The following is a 16,770-nucleotide window of genomic DNA, read 5'->3' as shown; positions in this document are numbered from 1 at the left end:
AGCGGGATCGCCCGCTTTATTGGTCAGATTTCCAGGTTAACGCTGAAACCCGCCGTCGCGCCTGATGTATGAAAACCCGCCGGTTTATAGAGCGGCACGCCCGCAAACAGGTCGTAGCTGAACCGGCCCCAGAGCGAGCCGCGTACGCCAATGGCACTGCCTGCCAGCTGATGCCCGACCAGATCCCGGCTCCAGGCCCGCTTACCCGGCCATAATCAGCCGCCAGATAGAGCTCATGTCCGCGTGAGAAAAGATTCCAGCCCATTTCGTTGCGCCACAGCAGACCCTTTTCGCCTGACAGCATCTGTTCACCGTCGAAGCCGCGCACCGTATAACGCCCGGCAATCGCCATGCGCTCCTGTGGCGTCAGGGCATTCGGACTCCACTGGCCACGCACGCTGCTGTAAATCCGCCAGGGCTGCTCGCCCAGGGCGAAAGGATGGTTGATGCCGAGGTCGCCCAGCAGTATGCCGGTACGCGCGCTGCCCTGATGACGCGACTCTTCCGGCGCAGGCAGTGCATTAAACGCTCCGGTGCCACGCCGCCAGGCGATATTCGCGTCCAGCGTGCTGCTGCCAAAATAGCTGTGCTGATTCAGGCCCAACTCCCAGCCCGCGGTGCGCCGCTTTTGCTGCTCTATGTCGATATTGTTGACGGCGTTGGTGGAGTGTTTGCGGTAGCCGCGCATATTCAGCGTGGTTTTGTTGGACTGGTCGCGATAGAGCAAGCGGGAGACCGTGAGCTGGGCGTTGTCGCTCTTACCGCTGTAGCGCAGCACCTCATTGGCATTGGGGATGTTCTGGTGATAGGTGTAGTCGTTATAGTTGCCGGAGACGGCCCAGTACCCGATCGGGAAAACGTAATTCAGGGTGTGCGAGCGGTTGCCGAACGGCCCATGCTCAAACAGATTTTTGCCGATGCTGGCGTAAAAAAGGTCGTTTTGCGCAAAAGGCGCATCCACCGCCAGCGTGGCGGAACCGAGGTAGCGTCCGGTACTTTCAGAGCCGCTATCATCCAGCCCCAGATTGAGCCGCACCGGTCTGCCTTCATGCCAGTTGACCTGCAGATCGCTGGTCGCTTCCTGCTCGCCCGGCACGATCTTAATGTCGGCACTGGCGCTGGGCACCCGCTTAAAGTTCTCCAGACCCTGCTCAATATCACGCAGATTCAAAATATCGCCCGATGACGCCGGAACGGCATTCCACAGCCGTCCGCGCCAGGAAACAGGTTCTTCGAAGCGAATCTGTCCGATGCGGCCAGGCTGCAGCGTCAGCGTTAAAACTCCTTTGGTCAGATCCTGTTCCTGCGCCATTACACGGGTCGTGACATAGCCTCTGGCAAGAATCGCATTCTGCACTTTGTTGATGATCAGCGTGATGCCCTGCCCGCCCAGACAGCGGCCTTTAGCGTCGGCGGCAGCATCAAGTGCCCACTGAAAACGGCTGGCTGCTTCGCCCGTCAGGGCGATCTGATTAATGGCAAAGCAGGGATGTTCACTGACCGGATAACCTGGCAGAGGACGATCCGGACGCGAAAGATGTTCATCCACCTGCGGTGCATTCTGCTGTTGCAGCAGGCGCTCGCGCAGCTGCTGGCGCAGTTGCTCGCGGCTATCAATCGTCAGACTTTCTTCAGGGGGGAGATTAACAGGTGGCGCAGCCATCAGCGGTAAAGCAGCGCAGGATATCGCCCCTGCCATCATGCCGGGCAAACGTAGTGACGCAGGCCTGCGCAGTAAAAAAATCCTTTTCATGAAAATTCCATTTCACTAAATGTAACCGGGTGTAACTTTTGGCGGATTATCGCTCTGGAGAGAGGAAAAACAAGGGGTAAGACTACTTTTCAGGCGGTTTCTTAACCTGCGGATAGCGGGTAAAAATGGCATGAAGACGGGCAAAGGAGATGAAGCAGCAAACTGAATTTTCAGGCTAAATGCGCCATAAGATTCAGTTAAGTTGCTGATTTATGAATTTTCAGCCGTCCGCAAAGCGACTGAGCGGATTTTTGCCCTGAACGCAGAGAGGCTGGCGAGAATGTTTATCGCCCGGATTGAAACATGTGATTGAAACCCACAAAAAAGGGACGATTTCTCGTCCCTTTTTCGCACGGCTAATCACATTACTGCAGCAGCGAGATATCCGCGACCTGCAGGAACAGTTCACGCAGTTTAGACAGCAGCGTCAGGCGATTGACCCGCACCGCCTGATCGTCGGCGTTGACCATCACCTTATCGAAGAAGTTGTCTACCGCAGTCCGCAACTGGGCCAGTTCGACCAGCGCATCCTGATAGCGGCCTTCCGCGAAGTAGGGCTGCAGCTTGCTGCTCAGCGCGGTCACAAAGGTCGCCAGCTGGATCTCTTCGTTCTCTTTCAGCAGCGACGCCTGCACGCTGTCGTTCAGCGTTTCGGTCGATTTCGCCAGGATGTTAGAGACGCGCTTGTTCGCTGCCGCCAGTGCGGCCGCAGCCTCCAGCGTACGGAAGTGTGACACCGCTTTCATACGGGCATCAAAGTCCGCCGGACGAGTCGGACGACGCGCCAGCACGGCCTGCAGCGTATCGATGCTGTGCCCCTCTTCCTGATACCAGGCGCGGAAGCGGCCCAGCATAAAGTCGATCACATCGTCGACGACGCGGGCATTGCTCAGCTTGCTGCCATAGAGACGCACCGCCTGTTCGGTCAGCGTCTGCAGGTCGAGCGGCAGGTTCTTCTCAACGATGATGCGCAGGACGCCCAGCGCCGCACGACGCAGTGCAAACGGATCTTTATCGCCTTTTGGATGCTGGCCGATGCCGAAAATACCGGCGAGCGTATCCATTTTATCGGCAATCGCCAGCGCACAGGCGACCGGGCTGGAGGGCAGATCGTCACCCGCAAAGCGCGGCTGATACTGCTCATTCAGCGCCACCGCCACGTCTTCGGCTTCGCCGTCGTGGCGCGCGTAGTGCATGCCCATCACACCCTGGGTGTCGGTGAACTCGAAGACCATGTTGGTCATCAGGTCACACTTCGACAGCAGGCCCGCGCGGGTAGCGTGATTCACATCTGCGCCAATCTCACCGGCAATCCAGCCCGCCAGAGCCTGAATGCGATCGGTTTTATCGCGCAGCGTGCCCAGCTCTTTCTGGAACAGCACCGTCTCCAGACGGGGCAGATGATCTTCCAGGCGCTTTTTGCGGTCGGTATTAAAGAAGAACTCGGCATCGGCCAGGCGGGGACGCACCACTTTCTCGTTGCCAGAAATAATCTGGCGCGGATCGCTGGACTCGATATTGGTGACGAAAATGAAATTCGGCAGCAGGTTGCCGTCATTGTCATACACCGGGAAATATTTCTGGTCGCCTTTCATGGTGTAGACCAACGCTTCCGCAGGCACCTTGAGGAATTTCTCTTCAAAGGTCGCGGTCAGGACGACCGGCCACTCCACCAGCGATGTCACCTCTTCCAGCAGGCTGTCGCTGATGTCGGCGTTGCCACCCAGACGACGCGCCGCAGCTTCAGCATCGGCTTTGATCATCGCTTTACGGGTCTGATAATCGGCGATCACTTTACCGCGTTTTTCCAGCACGTCAGGATAGTGATCGGCGTGTTCAAGGATGATGTCGTTTTCGCCCATAAAGCGGTGACCGCGAATGTGACGTCCGGACTCAATGCCCAGAATGGTGCCCGGGATCAGCGCATCACCCAGCAGCATCACGACGGTATGCACCGGACGGACAAACTGCACATCGCTGTCGCCCCAGCGCATCAGTTTTGGCACCGGCAGCTTGCTGAGTGCGGTCGCGATCATTGACGGCAGCAGCGCCTGGGCCGCTTCGCCTTTGACCTGAGCGCGATAAACCAGCCATTCGCCTTTATCGGTGGCGAGGCGTTCGGCCTGGTCAACAGTGATGCCGTTTCCGCGTGCCCAGCCTTCGGCCGCTTTGGTAGCGTTACCGTCGGCGTCAAAGGCAGCCGCGACGGCCGGGCCGCGCTTCTCCACTTCCCGATCGGGCTGTGCGGCGCTCAGGTTTGCGACTTTCAGCGCCAGACGACGCGGTGCAGCAAACCAGCTGACCTCGCCGTGGCTCAGGTTGGCTGCATCCAGTTCAGCGGTCACCTGTGCGGCAAAGGCTTCTGCCAGGCTGCGCAGGGCTTTTGGTGGCAGCTCTTCGGTGCCGATCTCCACCAGGAAGGTTTGTTCAGTCATGGCTGCCTCTTACTTTTTGTTATTGCACATCGGGAAGCCCATCGCCTCGCGAGAGGCGTAGTAAGCTTCAGCCACGGCTTTAGTCAGGGTACGAATGCGCAGAATGTAGCGCTGACGCTCCGTCACCGAGATCGCTTTACGGGCATCCAGCAGGTTGAAGCTGTGCGCCGCTTTCAGAATGCGTTCATAAGCGGGCAGTGGCAGCGGTTTTTCCAGCGCCAGCAGATGCTGCGCCTCTTTCTCGTACTGCTCGAAGCAGGTAAAGAGGAAATCAACATCGGCGTATTCGAAGTTATAGGTGGACTGCTCCACTTCGTTCTGATGGAACACGTCGCCGTAGGTGGTTTTCCCCAGCGGGCCGTCGCTCCAGACCAGATCGTACACGCTGTCGACGCCCTGGATGTACATCGCCAGACGCTCCAGGCCGTAGGTGATCTCACCGGTCACCGGCTTACACTCCAGGCCACCCACCTGCTGGAAGTAGGTGAACTGCGTCACTTCCATGCCGTTGAGCCAGACTTCCCAGCCGAGTCCCCAGGCACCCAGCGTCGGGTTTTCCCAGTTATCTTCCACGAAGCGAATGTCATGCACCGTCGGATCCATACCCAGCTCTTTCAGCGAGCCCAGGTAGAGCTCCTGAATGTTGTCCGGTGAAGGTTTGATGATCACCTGGAACTGGTAATAGTGCTGCAGACGGTTCGGGTTTTCACCGTAACGGCCATCGGTCGGACGGCGCGATGGCTGCACGTAAGCGGCGGCGATCGGCTCCGGGCCGAGTGCGCGCAGGCAGGTCATAGGATGTGAAGTGCCAGCGCCCACTTCCATGTCCAGCGGTTGGACAATGGTGCAGCCCTGACGCGCCCAGTAATCCTGCAAGGTCAGGATCAGCCCCTGAAAGGTTTTGGTATCAAACTTTTGCATGTTGAGTGTGCACGCGCTTCGGTTAGATTAAAAAAAGAGGCCGACAGTATACCCTTTGACCGCGCGATGTGCAGCCGTAAATCCCTGCCGCTGCCGGGCCGTGCAGACAGGCGGGTGGGCGGCCATACAGAGGGCTCCGAATCGTGCTGACGGCAGTTGTTGACCGGGTCGCATTTGGCTACCCTTTTCCGCACGGACGCTATGCGCAAGAGGACGCCATGCCGCAGAAGATATACTGGATCGACAATTTACGCGCGGTCGCCTGCCTGATGGTGATCGTGATTCACACCACCACCTGGTATATCACCGGGCCGATGGCGGTAACCGGCACGACCTGGGATGTGGCAAACCTGCTCAATTCCGCCTCGCGCGTCTGTGTGCCGCTGTTCTTTATGATCTCCGGCTACCTGTTCTTCGGCGAACGCAGCGCCCAGCCGCGCCATATGCTGCGGCTGGTGCTCTGCCTGCTCTTCTACAGCGCGGTCTCCCTGGCCTATATCACCTGGCTGACGCCCATCAGCGAGGGACGGTCGATCCTGAAGATGCTGCAGAAACCGGTCTTTTATCACCTGTGGTTTTTCTTTGCGCTGATCGGCATCTATCTGCTGTCGCCGCTGATTCAGGTCAAAAACGTGCAGGCGCGTTACGTGGCGCTGCTGGTGCTGGTGCTGGCGGTGCTCGCCAACCCTAATACGGTCAGCCAGTCGCTGGGGCCGTTCCATTTCCTGCCGGTCAACCTCTATGTCAGCGGCGACAGCATTTACTACCTGCTTTATGCGCTGCTGGGACGGGCTATCGGCAGCATGGAGACACAGCGGCGCGGCCTGACGCCGCTGGCGGCCGGGCTGTTTATCGCCTGTGTGACTGGCATTACGCTGGGCACGAAAAAGGCGCTGATCGTGAACGGCGCCTTTAACGATACGTGGTATCTCTACTGTGGTCCGCTGGTGTTTATTGCCGCCATCAGCCTGCTGGTCGTCTTCAAAAACAGCCAGAATCAGCGCACGCTGCCCGGATTTACCGTGATTGCGCGCTATTCACTGCCGATCTACGGCTTTCATGCACTGTTTATTCACTATCTGCGCACGCATCACTACGACGATATGTCGCGGCCGTGGCTCGACCTGCCGTGGGTGTTCGGGCTGACGCTGGGCGGCAGCCTGCTGCTGGGGATGGCACTGAAACGCCTCGATACCCGTCACCTGGTCAGCTGACCGCGCCGCGTGACACCAGATCCCAGCCGCGGGCACGCCACAGCGCAGGCAGCTGCGCCATATCGTCAAAGCGCGTGACCAGCGGATGGTCCAGATCAGGATTGTGCGGATCGGCACAGTAGTAGTAGACCGGGATCCCGGCGGCGATACCGGCGCGGGCGCCCGCTTCGGAGTCATCCACCAGGATGCAGCGCTCGATCGGCACCTGCATCTGCTCCGCGGCGTGGTACATCAGTTCCGGATCGGGTTTCCAGTGCAGAATGTCATAGCCGCTATAAAGCCGATCCTCAAACAGCGACAGCATCCCGGTTAAGCCCAGCGAATGCTGCATCTTTTTGACGGTTCCATTTGAGACCACGCACATCGGCACGGTAATCTGCTCAACCAGCGCCTTCGCGCCAGCGATCGGTTGCAGATGCTGATCGAAGAGCCGCGCCACTTCCGCCCGGTAGGCGGTTTCCACCTCCTCCATCGGCAGCGTGATCTGATGCGCGTCGCCGACGTCACGAATGATGTCGTAGAGTTTGACGCCTTTGTACTTTTCAAACATCTGCTGCAGCGACAGCGCCAGACCGTAACGGGCAAAGGTGTTGACGTAGGCCTGGGTGCAGAGCAACTCACTGTCCACCAGCGTGCCATCGCAATCGAAAAAGACGCATTCTACTGACATCAGACTCTATCCTTTGATTCAGGGGTGTGCTCCACACTCTACCGCACTCAGCGCAGATTGCGAGACTGGCAATCGGTTGCGAAAAATCATTGTATTGCCCCGGTAAAATCGCCAGGATACGCGCCGATGAATTTTTCTTCCGGATGAATGGCATGAGCAAGCAAGGCGTTTTGCAGCGCATCTTCAGGCTGCAGGAACATGGCACCACGGTGCGTACCGAAGTGATCGCGGGTATCACCACCTTTCTGACGATGGTCTATATCGTCTTCGTCAATCCGCAGATCCTCGGCGTCGCCGGTATGGATACGCAGGCCGTGTTTGTGACCACCTGTCTGATTGCCGCCTTCGGCAGCATCCTGATGGGACTATTTGCCAATCTGCCGGTGGCGCTGGCACCTGCGATGGGGCTGAACGCCTTTTTCGCCTTTGTGGTGGTCGGGGCGATGGGCTATTCGTGGCAGGTCGGCATGGGCGCGATCTTCTGGGGTGCGGTTGGCCTGCTGATCCTGACGCTGCTGCGGATCCGCTACTGGATGATCGCCAATATTCCGCTGAGCCTGCGCGTCGGCATTACCGCCGGTATTGGCCTGTTTATCGCCATGATGGGGCTGAAGAATGCCGGTATCATCGTCCCGAACCCCGATACTCTGGTGGCGGTGGGGAATCTGACCTCCCACAGCGTGCTGCTGGGTGCGCTGGGCTTCTTTATTATCGCTATTCTGGCGTCGCGCAATATCCACGCGGCGGTGCTGATCTCCATGGTGATCACCACCGCGATTGGCTGGATGCTGGGCGACGTGAAGTTCGCTGGCCTCTTCTCCGCGCCACCCTCTGTCTCCTCCGTGGTCGGCCAGGTGGATATCAAAGGCGCGTTTAATATCGGCATGGCGGGCGTCATCTTCTCCTTTATGCTGGTTAACCTGTTCGACTCCTCCGGCACGCTGATTGGCGTCACCGACAAAGCGGGTCTGACCAACGAAAGCGGCACCTTTCCACGGATGCAGCAGGCGCTTTATGTCGACAGCATCAGCTCGGTCAGTGGCGCGCTGGCAGGCACCTCCTCCGTGACCGCCTACATTGAGAGCTCCTCGGGAGTGGCAATTGGCGGACGAACCGGCCTGATGGCGGTAGTGACCGGTCTGCTGTTTCTGCTGGTGACCTTCCTGTCACCACTGGCCGCGATGGTGCCGGGCTACGCCGCGGCGGGCGCGCTGATTTACGTTGGGGTATTGATGACGGCCAGCCTGTCGCGCGTGCGCTGGGATGACTTAACGGAAGCCGTTCCGGCCTTTGTGACCGCCGCCATGATGCCGTTCAGTTTTTCGATCACCGAAGGCATCGCGCTGGGATTTATCGCTTACTGTGTCATGAAGGTCGGCACCGGGCGCTGGCGTGAAATCAGCCCCTGCGTGGTGATCGTCGCCCTGCTGTTTGTGCTGAAGATTGTCTTTATCGACGCGCACTAAGGCTGTGGATGGCCGCCACCTGCGGGTGGCGGCCTGCTCAGATTTCAGGATGCAGCTTACGTTCACCAGGCAGGCTGGTCAGCCGCAGGGCATGTGGCCCGATATTGGGTTTCCCCATCTCAATTTCGCGTAAGGCGCGCCACTGAAAGTCACTCTCCATCTCCCACAGATGCAGACGCTGGGTCGCCGATGAGAGGGCACAGGACCAGACCAGCATCGGCTCCGCATCACATACCACCTGAATATCGGGATAGAGCGACGAACGCAGCCGCCCCGCACCCGGCAGCAGGCGCAGCGAATCCAGCCCCCGATCCACCTCACCCGTCAGCTTGAGAATGCTCTGGCGTAATGTCCAGATCTGCGTCACCGCTTCCATGACATCCTGCTGGGCGTTGATCCAGGCAAGTTCGCCCGAGGTTAATGCCTGAATCAGCTGCGCCTGCGTCTGCCGGCTTCGCGCATGCACAATCTCCATATCCAGACCGGCCCGTCCGCCCTCTTCCGCCAGCAGCACCCCCACCGTATTACCGGTATAGGCGATGCTGAAATCGGGCAGATCGCTGTCGGCAAACACCGGGCGTCCGTTGCTCTGGATAATCAGGCGCGGCAGCTCCTGGATGCCATACACCCGCAGCATCAGCTGTGCCAGCAGGGTTCGCGCGGCAAGAAACCGCCCACGCCGCTTGTCAGCAAACTGCTGAGCCGTGTCCGTAACTGCCTGGGGGATGCGTAAATCATGAGCCGGAAAAGCGGGGTCGCCCGTCCAGCGTACAAAATGACCAGCCATCTGTCGCTCCGTGAAAATGGTCAGATAATCATCAGCGACATTGTAAGAATTTTCTTAACGCATTGCACCCGGCAACATACAGATAAGCATAAATTCGGAATAGGATGAGCGGGACAGAAAGGGGTCATGAGCGTACATTTATTCAACCTGCCCGCAGAATCGGGATTGCTGCCTCTTCCAGACTGACCTGCCCGACCGCCAGCGGGCCCTGCTGTCATGCGGCTGTCGGGTCGCTGTCGGGTGCGGGTCGTGTTGCTGCCGGGCACTTTGCCGCACACTTTCTGCCTGTCTGTTATTACGGAGAACGCGCATGAGCAGCATCAACAGATTTAAAGCACACCGTCTGGCCCGGGCATGGTCGCAGGAACAGCTGGCAGAAATGGCGGGGCTGAGTACCCGCACCGTCCAGCGGATAGAGAATGGCGAAAAGCCAGGTCTGGAAACGCTGAGTGCACTGGCGGCCGTCTTTGAGGTGAGCGCCGGTGATCTGACCGGGCCACAGAACGGCGAGGATCAGGCGCTGGACCAGCGGATTACTGAAGCTCGCAGCAGGATCGCCGATGAAGCGCGCTTTTACCGTTCGCTGATCGTGGCGGTAGTGGTGTGCGGGCTGCTGTTCGTTCTGAACCGGATGACAGCACCGGCAACGCACTGGTCACTCTGGGTGGCGGCGATCTGGGGGGCGCTGCTGGTCGTTCGGGCGATGCGGACCTTTGTTTTTCATGACGCGATGCAGCGCTGGCAGCAAAAACGCCTGCAGAAGATGCTGCGCCGCTGAGCACCACGATCGGTTCAGGCAGGCCATTTGCGTCGCGACTGAATCGCGACGCGATCAGCATCAGGCGAAGCGGCTTGCCTGTTCAAAGCGCAGGCGCGGCAGGCGCGGATGCAGTTTCGACGCTTCGCCATAGCCTAGGTTAATCAGCAGGTTAACCTGATACTGGCCGTCAGGGAAAAACGCCTCGTTGATTTTTTCCGGGTTGAAACCGGACATCGGACCGGCATCCAGACCCAGCGAACGGGCTGCGAGGATCAGGTAACCCGCCTGCAGGCTGCTGTTACGGAAGGCGGTCTCTTTCGCCGCTTCCGGGCTGCCGGTAAACCAGCTACGCGCATCCGCATGCGGGAAGAGCGCGGGCAGCTGCTCATAGAATTCGCGGTCCCAGGCCACAATCACCGTCACGGGCGCGCTCAGGGTCTTATCCAGATTGCCGGAAGAGAGGGCCGGTTTCAGCTTCTCTTTGCCCTCCGCCGAGGTGACGAAAACAAAACGCGCGGGCAGGCAGTTTGCCGAGGTCGGGCCCAGCACCGTCAGCTCGTAGAGCTGTTCCAGCAGCGCGTGGTCGACCGGCTTATCCTGCCAGTAACTGTGGGTGCGGGCGTCGTGGAACAGGGTATCCAGTGCGGCATTGTCGAGCGGTGTACTCATGCAACTCTCCTTTCTTCTGGCAAAAGGGTCGGCCAGGAATGTTCACGTAGTGGGTCTGCTTCCGGCCGGATGCGGAACGGGGCAATGCGCGGCGCGCGCTGGCCGCCCCGCAGATCGGCGCCTCTACCGTTATACGACAACGCGGTGCCGCCGCCAAATAACATATCAGCAAGAATGGGGCAGAAGCGGGAATAACCGGGACAGCAACGGGCCTGACGGCGGACGCCGTCAGGCCTGGGGATTATTTACCGATACAGAAGCTGGAGAAGATGCGGCCCAGCAGATCGTCGGAGGTGAACTCGCCGGTGATCTCGCTCAGCGCCTGCTGCGCCACGCGCAGCTCTTCCGCCAGCAGCTCACCGGCCCGGGCACCCAGCAGCTGCGCTCTGCCCTGATCCAGGTGCGTCGCCGCCAGTTCCAGTGCCTGCAGATGACGACGGCGCGCCAGGAAGCCCCCTTCCATGTTATCGGCGAAGCCCATGCTCTGCTTGAGGTGATCACGCAACGCCTCAACACCCTCGCTGGTGCGCGCCGAGAGGCGAATCAGCGCGTGGCCGTTGATTTCGGTCAGGCCGAGAGGCTCACCGGTGACATCCGCCTTGTTGCGAACCACGGTCACCGGCAGTGCCGGCGGCAGGCGGGAGATGAAATCGGGCCAGATAGCCGCCGCTTCGGTGGCGTCGGTCGTCGTGCCGTCCACCATAAACAGCACGCGGTCCGCCTGTTCGATCTCCTGCCAGGCGCGCTCAATCCCGATACGCTCCACTTCGTCGCTGGCTTCGCGCAGACCGGCGGTGTCGATGATGTGCAGCGGCATACCGTCGATATGAATATGCTCGCGCAGGACGTCACGGGTGGTGCCCGCAATGTCTGTGACGATCGCGGCGTCACGGCCTGCCAGCGCATTCAGCAGGCTCGATTTGCCCGCGTTAGGCCGCCCCGCTATCACCACCTTCATCCCTTCACGCAGCAGGCTGCCCTGACGCGCTTCGGCACGGACGGCATCCAGGTCGTCGATTACGCTGTTCAGCTGCGCTTCGATTTTGCCGTCAGAGAGGAAGTCGATCTCCTCATCGGGGAAGTCGATGGCCGCTTCGACATAGATCCGCAGATGAGTCAGCGCCTCCACGAGAGCGTTAACCCGCGTGGAGAAGACGCCCTGCAGCGAGTTCACCGCCGAACGGGCCGCCTGCTCAGAACTGGCATCGATCAGATCGGCAATCGCCTCGGCCTGCGCCAGGTCGAGCTTGTCATTCAGAAACGCCCGCTCCGAAAACTCACCCGGCTGGGCGATACGTACGCCCGGCAGCGCCACGATGCGCTTCAGCAGCAGATCGAGGATCACCGGGCCGCCGTGGCCCTGCAGCTCCAGCACATCTTCGCCGGTAAAGGAGTTCGGACCGGGGAACCACAGCGCGATGCCCTGATCCAGCACGCTGCCGTCGCTGTCAGTAAAAGGCAGATAGTCGGCATATCGCGGCTTCGGCAGCTTGCCCAGCAGCTGACGGGCGACCTCTGCCGCCTGCGCGCCGGAAACGCGCAGAATGCCTACGCCGCCACGTCCGGGCGGCGTTGCCTGGGCAACAATAGTATCGCTGTGGCTCATAAATTTTCTCTCGCTACAAAAAACACAGGCGGTCGCTTTGACCGCCTGAGATTAGACTTTTTCCGCGCGGGACAGTGCCCGCGAGGGCTTACGCTTTCTTCTTGTCGCGGCTGTGCAGACCACGTTTTTCCAGGCCGCGGTAGATCAGCTGCTGCTGGAGAATGGTCACCAGGTTGCTGACGATGTAGTACAGCACCAGACCTGACGGGAACCACAGGAAGAAGACGGTAAAGATCACCGGCATGTAGGTCATGATCTTCTGCTGCATCGGATCGGTCACGGTGGTCGGTGACATCTTCTGAATGAAGAACATGGTGATACCCATCAGAATCGGCAGGATGTAGTACGGGTCCTGCGCTGACAGGTCATGGATCCAGAGAACAAATGGCGCATGACGCAGTTCAACCGAGCCTGACAGCATATAGTAGAGCGCCAGGAAGATGGGCATCTGAATCACCAGCGGCAGACAGCCACCCAGCGGATTCACTTTCTCTGCTTTATACAGGGCCATCATTTCCTGGCTCTGCTTCTGCTTGTCATCCCCCAGACGCTCACGCATAGCCTGAATTTTTGGCTGCAGCATACGCATCTTGGCCATCGAGGTGTACTGCGCTTTGGTCAGCGGGTACATGATGCCACGCACGATGAAGGTGATGACGATAATGGAGAAGCCCCAGTTACCGATGAAGCTGTGGATAAATTTCAGCAGCTTGAACAGCGGCTGAGAGATAAACCACAACCAGCCGTAATCGACGGTCAGGTCAAGGTGTGGCGCAATCGCGGCCATCTTATCCTGAATTTCCGGGCCGACCCACAGCGTTGCACCCAGATTCTGCTGTGCGCCTGCGGCAATGGTGACCGGTGCAGATTTGTAGCCAATCGCCGCAACGCCATTACCCAGGTTGCTGGTGTAAAGCGTGTTAGTGCCGTCGGTACGCGGCACCCAGGCCGTGGCAAAGTACTGCTGCAGCATCGCTACCCAGCCATTGCTGGTCGTCGCGCTCAGGTTCTCGTTATCCGCGATGGTGTCGAATTTGTACTTCTCATATTTCGAATCGCTGGTGGAGTAAGCCGCGCCACGGAAGGTGTGCAGAGCAAAGTTGTTGCTGCCGGTATCGCGATGCTTAGGCAGATCGATGGTCTGCTTCAGCTGGCCAAACAGGGACACTTCCAGCGGCTGCTGAGTGGTGTTGTTGACATGATAATCGACATTAACGGCATATTCGCCACGCTTGAAGATGAAGGTTTTGGTGTAAACCACGCCATTTTCAGCGGTAAAGGTCATCGGCACACGCAGTTCGGACTGGCCATCGGCCATCTCGAAATGATCCTGCGCGGCAGTGAACAGCGGACGCGCGCCGTTGTTCGGGTTATCCGGGCCGTTACGACCGGTTAATCCGCTCTGTGCCTGGTAAACAAACGCTGGCGTCGTTTCAAGCAGCTGGAACGGCTGATCAGAACCCAGTTTGTCCGGGAACGTCAGCAGTTGAGCCTGCTCAACATCACCGCCGCGGGTGTTGATATTCAATGACAGGACATCAGTCTTAACGGTGATCGTCTGGCCCTGACCGCTGGCCGGTACACCCTGACTGGCGGTATCACCCGCTACGCTGTTGGTGCCTTGTGTGGTCTGCGTCTGCTGTGGCTGCGGAGCGTGGTCCGTCTGCCAGGCTTGCCAGATCATAAAGGACACGAACAGAAAAGCGATGAGAAAGAGATTGCGTTGCGAATCCATCGTTAATGTTCTCTGGTATCAAAGGTTTTTGGCGGCACAGGATCGTCACCACCCGGGTTCAAGGGGTGGCATTTTAATACGCGTTTTAATGTCAACCAACTGCCTTTTATCAGGCCAAACCTGCGTAACGCCTCAATTCCATAATGAGAGCAGGTAGGATGAAACCGACAGTGTGGTCCCAGTAATGGACTGATACCGCGTTGATAGACGCGTATCAGGACGATCAGGAGCCGCGCGCCAGGCGACAGTGACGACGCCATAATTTCTCCAACGCTTCCGTCAGCATACGGTTATCCAGATCGGCAACCCCCTTCTTCGCGACGACCACGAAGTCCATCGACGGCAGTTCATGCTGACGCAGGCGAAAGCTTTCGCGGGTCAATCGCTTGATCCGGTTGCGTTCATGCGCGCGTTTAACATGTTTTTTAGCGACGGTGAGACCGATGCGGGGATGCCCCAGCGCGTTAAGGCGGCCGAGAATAGTGATTTGCGGCGTGCCAGCCCGTTGTGGCTGCTGGAAGACGAAAGTGAAATGAGTGGGAGTTAACAAACGTAACTCCCTGGGAAATGCGAGCTTACCCATCAGGGCTTGCTTTATTACTTAGAAACGGTCAGACGAGAGCGGCCTTTAGCACGACGACGTGCCAGAACCTGACGACCATTTTTTGTTGCCATACGAGCACGGAAACCGTGTGAACGGTTGCGCTTCAGTACGGACGGTTGAAAAGTGCGTTTCATGGCGGTTTCTACCTAAACTTGAAAATTTTCACTGGGTGACGCGTTTCGGGCCAGTAAATCGACCGACGCCTCAATGTGTCTTTAATAAAGAGGCGGGATTGTAATAATTGTACAGTCCCGAGTCAATTTACTTCGCGTGCAACGGTACCTGAAAACCCGCTTACAGCCCGCTGAGTTCCAACATTTCACCGCAGGGCGCAATGTCGGGTGGAGAATTATACGGGGTCCGCACTAAAGCGCAAGGATCGCACGGGATCTTATTGCGATCGTCTGCGGGGATCCTGGGGATAAAATGAGACGCCGCCCGAATTTTTCACGGATTGCGCCAGATCCCTGGGGGTTTTTCCCGCAACTGGCGTAAACTTCCCTGCGTGCTTCCGGCCTGTGGATAAAAACGATCAAAACTGTGTAGAAAGGGAAGATCTCTGCCTCGCTTTGCGCTATGATCCGCCCTTCCGCTGACGATCCTCCCGAGATTGCAGGATGGAAAACCGCTGATAGCGGTCGCAGGCGCTTTCTTAGTGTCTGTGTCAAAAATGAACGTTTCTTAGAGTAACGCCTACTATTCTTTTCGAATTTGTACGAGTGGAGTCCGCCGTGTCACTTACGCTTTGGCAACAGTGTCTTGCCCGTTTGCAGGATGAGCTTCCTGCCACCGAATTCAGCATGTGGATCCGTCCACTCCAGGCTGAGTTAAACGACAATACGCTTGCCTTGTATGCTCCAAATCGCTTCGTACTCGACTGGGTTCGGGACAAATACCTTAACAGCATCAATGCCCTGCTGAATGAATTCTGTGGGCCTAATGTGCCGACGCTGCGTTTTGAAGTCGGCACACGTCCGGTTCAGCAACCTGCGGCTGCGGTGAGCCAGCCGGTCATGGCGAACGTCAGCACGCCCGTCATGCCGGTGCAGAGCCACGTTCGTCCGGCTCCGGCGCAGATCGTGCGTCCCAGCTGGGATAACGTTCCGGCTCCGGCCGACGTCACGTATCGCTCAAATGTGAATAACCGTCATAACTTCGATAACTTCGTCGAGGGTAAATCCAACCAGCTGGCGCGCGCGGCGGCACGTCAGGTGGCGGATAATCCCGGCGGCGCTTACAACCCGCTGTTCCTTTATGGCGGCACCGGTCTCGGTAAAACGCACCTGCTCCATGCAGTGGGCAACGGCATTATTGCCCGCAAACCCAACGCCAAAGTGGTGTATATGCACTCCGAGCGTTTTGTGCAGGATATGGTCAAAGCCCTGCAGAACAATGCGATCGAAGAGTTTAAACGCTACTACCGCTCTGTGGATGCGCTGCTGATCGATGATATTCAGTTCTTTGCGAATAAAGAGCGTTCGCAGGAAGAGTTCTTCCACACCTTTAATGCCTTATTAGAGGGCAACCAGCAGATCATCCTGACATCGGATCGCTATCCTAAAGAGATCAACGGCGTCGAAGATCGCCTTAAATCGCGTTTCGGCTGGGGATTAACGGTGGCGATTGAGCCGCCTGAGCTGGAAACCCGTGTCGCAATCCTGATGAAAAAAGCGGATGAGAATGACATCCGTCTGCCGGGCGAAGTCGCCTTCTTTATTGCCAAACGTCTGCGCTCTAACGTGCGTGAACTGGAAGGGGCGCTGAATCGCGTGATTGCCAATGCCAACTTTACCGGCCGGGCAATCACCATCGACTTCGTGCGTGAGGCGCTGCGCGATCTGCTGGCGCTGCAGGAAAAGCTGGTCACCATTGATAATATTCAGAAGACGGTCGCCGAGTATTACAAAATCAAGGTGGCGGATCTGCTCTCCAAGCGCCGTTCGCGCTCGGTAGCACGTCCGCGCCAGATGGCGATGGCGATGGCGAAAGAGTTGACGAACCACAGCCTGCCAGAAATTGGCGATGCTTTTGGGGGTCGCGACCACACAACGGTGCTTCATGCCTGCCGCAAAATTGAGCAGCTGCGTGAAGAGAGCCACGATATCAAAGAAGATTTCTCTAATCTCATCAGAACATTATCTTCCTGACGC

Annotated in this window: 14 protein-coding genes and 1 pseudogene; 4 read left to right on the top strand and 11 right to left on the bottom strand. The window is 58.2% G+C overall.

From position 1 onward, the window contains the following. Positions 1-23: 23 nt before the first annotated feature. The 3 genes and pseudogenes from AB1748_RS02305 to glyQ form a co-directional block, all read right to left on the bottom strand. Positions 24-1,663: pseudogene (locus tag AB1748_RS02305) on the bottom strand (ShlB/FhaC/HecB family hemolysin secretion/activation protein). A 455-nt stretch (positions 1,664-2,118) separates the two neighbouring features. Further along, positions 2,119-4,188 (bottom strand): glycine--tRNA ligase subunit beta, encoded by a 2,070-nt coding sequence (gene glyS, locus AB1748_RS02300; protein ID WP_367395957.1) that lies wholly within the window; start codon positions 4,186-4,188, stop codon positions 2,119-2,121. 9 nt (positions 4,189-4,197) lie between these two features. After that, positions 4,198-5,109: a glycine--tRNA ligase subunit alpha gene (glyQ, locus tag AB1748_RS02295; RefSeq protein ID WP_003849680.1), complete on the bottom strand. Its 912-nt coding sequence runs from the start codon at positions 5,107-5,109 to the stop codon at positions 4,198-4,200. Between the two features lie 218 nt (positions 5,110-5,327). Between glyQ and AB1748_RS02290 the strand changes: the two genes are divergently transcribed. Beyond that, positions 5,328-6,323, top strand: a complete 996-nt coding sequence (locus AB1748_RS02290; protein ID WP_367395956.1) for an acyltransferase — start codon at positions 5,328-5,330, stop codon at positions 6,321-6,323. On the opposite strand, the gene yieH is transcribed toward AB1748_RS02290, so the two are convergent. Further along, the gene (yieH, locus tag AB1748_RS02285; protein WP_111141591.1) at positions 6,316-6,993 is read right to left on the bottom strand and encodes a 6-phosphogluconate phosphatase; all 678 of its coding nucleotides are present in this window, start codon (positions 6,991-6,993) and stop codon (positions 6,316-6,318) included. The genes AB1748_RS02290 and yieH overlap by 8 nt on opposite strands. A 152-nt stretch (positions 6,994-7,145) precedes the next feature. Between yieH and AB1748_RS02280 the strand changes: the two genes are divergently transcribed. Then, the gene (locus tag AB1748_RS02280; protein ID WP_367395955.1) at positions 7,146-8,459 is read left to right on the top strand and encodes an NCS2 family permease; all 1,314 of its coding nucleotides are present in this window, start codon (positions 7,146-7,148) and stop codon (positions 8,457-8,459) included. A 37-nt stretch (positions 8,460-8,496) separates the two neighbouring features. Here AB1748_RS02280 and AB1748_RS02275 read toward each other — a convergent pair whose 3' ends face one another. After that, entirely contained in the window at positions 8,497-9,246 is a 750-nt protein-coding gene (locus AB1748_RS02275; protein ID WP_367395954.1) for a 4'-phosphopantetheinyl transferase superfamily protein, read from the bottom strand. A gap of 310 nt (positions 9,247-9,556) precedes the next feature. On the opposite strand from AB1748_RS02275, the gene AB1748_RS02270 reads away from it, so the two are divergent. Continuing rightward, positions 9,557-10,024, top strand: coding sequence for a helix-turn-helix domain-containing protein (locus AB1748_RS02270; RefSeq protein WP_293773473.1), 468 nt, complete (start codon positions 9,557-9,559; stop codon positions 10,022-10,024). A gap of 60 nt (positions 10,025-10,084) precedes the next feature. On the opposite strand, the gene AB1748_RS02265 is transcribed toward AB1748_RS02270, so the two are convergent. The 6 genes from AB1748_RS02265 to rpmH form a co-directional block, all read right to left on the bottom strand. Beyond that, positions 10,085-10,675: a malonic semialdehyde reductase gene (locus AB1748_RS02265; RefSeq protein ID WP_293773476.1), complete on the bottom strand. Its 591-nt coding sequence runs from the start codon at positions 10,673-10,675 to the stop codon at positions 10,085-10,087. Positions 10,676-10,916: 241 nt separating this feature from the next. Further along, complete coding sequence (gene mnmE / locus AB1748_RS02260; protein ID WP_367395953.1) at positions 10,917-12,281, bottom strand: tRNA uridine-5-carboxymethylaminomethyl(34) synthesis GTPase MnmE; 1,365 nt, start codon at positions 12,279-12,281, stop codon at positions 10,917-10,919. An 88-nt stretch (positions 12,282-12,369) separates the two neighbouring features. Beyond that, on the bottom strand, positions 12,370-14,016 hold the full coding sequence (yidC, locus tag AB1748_RS02255; RefSeq protein WP_111141700.1) for a membrane protein insertase YidC: 1,647 nt from the start codon (positions 14,014-14,016) through the stop codon (positions 12,370-12,372). Positions 14,017-14,018: 2 nt separating this feature from the next. Continuing rightward, positions 14,019-14,276: a membrane protein insertion efficiency factor YidD gene (yidD, locus tag AB1748_RS02250; protein WP_008926397.1), complete on the bottom strand. Its 258-nt coding sequence runs from the start codon at positions 14,274-14,276 to the stop codon at positions 14,019-14,021. Next, entirely contained in the window at positions 14,240-14,599 is a 360-nt protein-coding gene (gene rnpA / locus AB1748_RS02245) for a ribonuclease P protein component (RefSeq protein WP_111141698.1), read from the bottom strand. Before rnpA ends, yidD begins: the two co-directional genes overlap by 37 nt. 14 nt (positions 14,600-14,613) lie before the next feature. Continuing rightward, on the bottom strand, positions 14,614-14,754 hold the full coding sequence (gene rpmH / locus AB1748_RS02240; protein WP_003849659.1) for a 50S ribosomal protein L34: 141 nt from the start codon (positions 14,752-14,754) through the stop codon (positions 14,614-14,616). A gap of 597 nt (positions 14,755-15,351) precedes the next feature. Between rpmH and dnaA the strand changes: the two genes are divergently transcribed. Beyond that, positions 15,352-16,767, top strand: coding sequence for a chromosomal replication initiator protein DnaA (gene dnaA / locus AB1748_RS02235; RefSeq protein ID WP_293773483.1), 1,416 nt, complete (start codon positions 15,352-15,354; stop codon positions 16,765-16,767). The last annotated feature ends 3 nt before the right edge of the window (positions 16,768-16,770 follow it).

It is taken from the genome of Pantoea sp. Ep11b (assembly GCF_040783975.1).
Lineage (GTDB): Bacteria > Pseudomonadota > Gammaproteobacteria > Enterobacterales > Enterobacteriaceae > Pantoea.
This window is presented reverse-complemented; position numbering and strand designations above follow the sequence as displayed.

What these genes read in the sequence shown, in the direction of transcription:
- glyS (WP_367395957.1), bottom strand. Translation starts at nt 4,188, where the DNA reads ATGACTGAACAAACCTTCCTGGTGGAGATCGGCACCGAAGAGCTGCCA.
- glyQ (WP_003849680.1), bottom strand. Translation starts at nt 5,109, where the DNA reads ATGCAAAAGTTTGATACCAAAACCTTTCAGGGGCTGATCCTGACCTTG.
- AB1748_RS02290 (WP_367395956.1), top strand. Translation starts at nt 5,328, where the DNA reads ATGCCGCAGAAGATATACTGGATCGACAATTTACGCGCGGTCGCCTGC.
- yieH (WP_111141591.1), bottom strand. Translation starts at nt 6,993, where the DNA reads ATGTCAGTAGAATGCGTCTTTTTCGATTGCGATGGCACGCTGGTGGAC.
- AB1748_RS02280 (WP_367395955.1), top strand. Translation starts at nt 7,146, where the DNA reads ATGAGCAAGCAAGGCGTTTTGCAGCGCATCTTCAGGCTGCAGGAACAT.
- AB1748_RS02275 (WP_367395954.1), bottom strand. Translation starts at nt 9,246, where the DNA reads ATGGCTGGTCATTTTGTACGCTGGACGGGCGACCCCGCTTTTCCGGCT.
- AB1748_RS02270 (WP_293773473.1), top strand. Translation starts at nt 9,557, where the DNA reads ATGAGCAGCATCAACAGATTTAAAGCACACCGTCTGGCCCGGGCATGG.
- AB1748_RS02265 (WP_293773476.1), bottom strand. Translation starts at nt 10,675, where the DNA reads ATGAGTACACCGCTCGACAATGCCGCACTGGATACCCTGTTCCACGAC.
- mnmE (WP_367395953.1), bottom strand. Translation starts at nt 12,281, where the DNA reads ATGAGCCACAGCGATACTATTGTTGCCCAGGCAACGCCGCCCGGACGT.
- yidC (WP_111141700.1), bottom strand. Translation starts at nt 14,016, where the DNA reads ATGGATTCGCAACGCAATCTCTTTCTCATCGCTTTTCTGTTCGTGTCC.
- yidD (WP_008926397.1), bottom strand. Translation starts at nt 14,276, where the DNA reads ATGGCGTCGTCACTGTCGCCTGGCGCGCGGCTCCTGATCGTCCTGATA.
- rnpA (WP_111141698.1), bottom strand. Translation starts at nt 14,599, where the DNA reads ATGGGTAAGCTCGCATTTCCCAGGGAGTTACGTTTGTTAACTCCCACT.
- rpmH (WP_003849659.1), bottom strand. Translation starts at nt 14,754, where the DNA reads ATGAAACGCACTTTTCAACCGTCCGTACTGAAGCGCAACCGTTCACAC.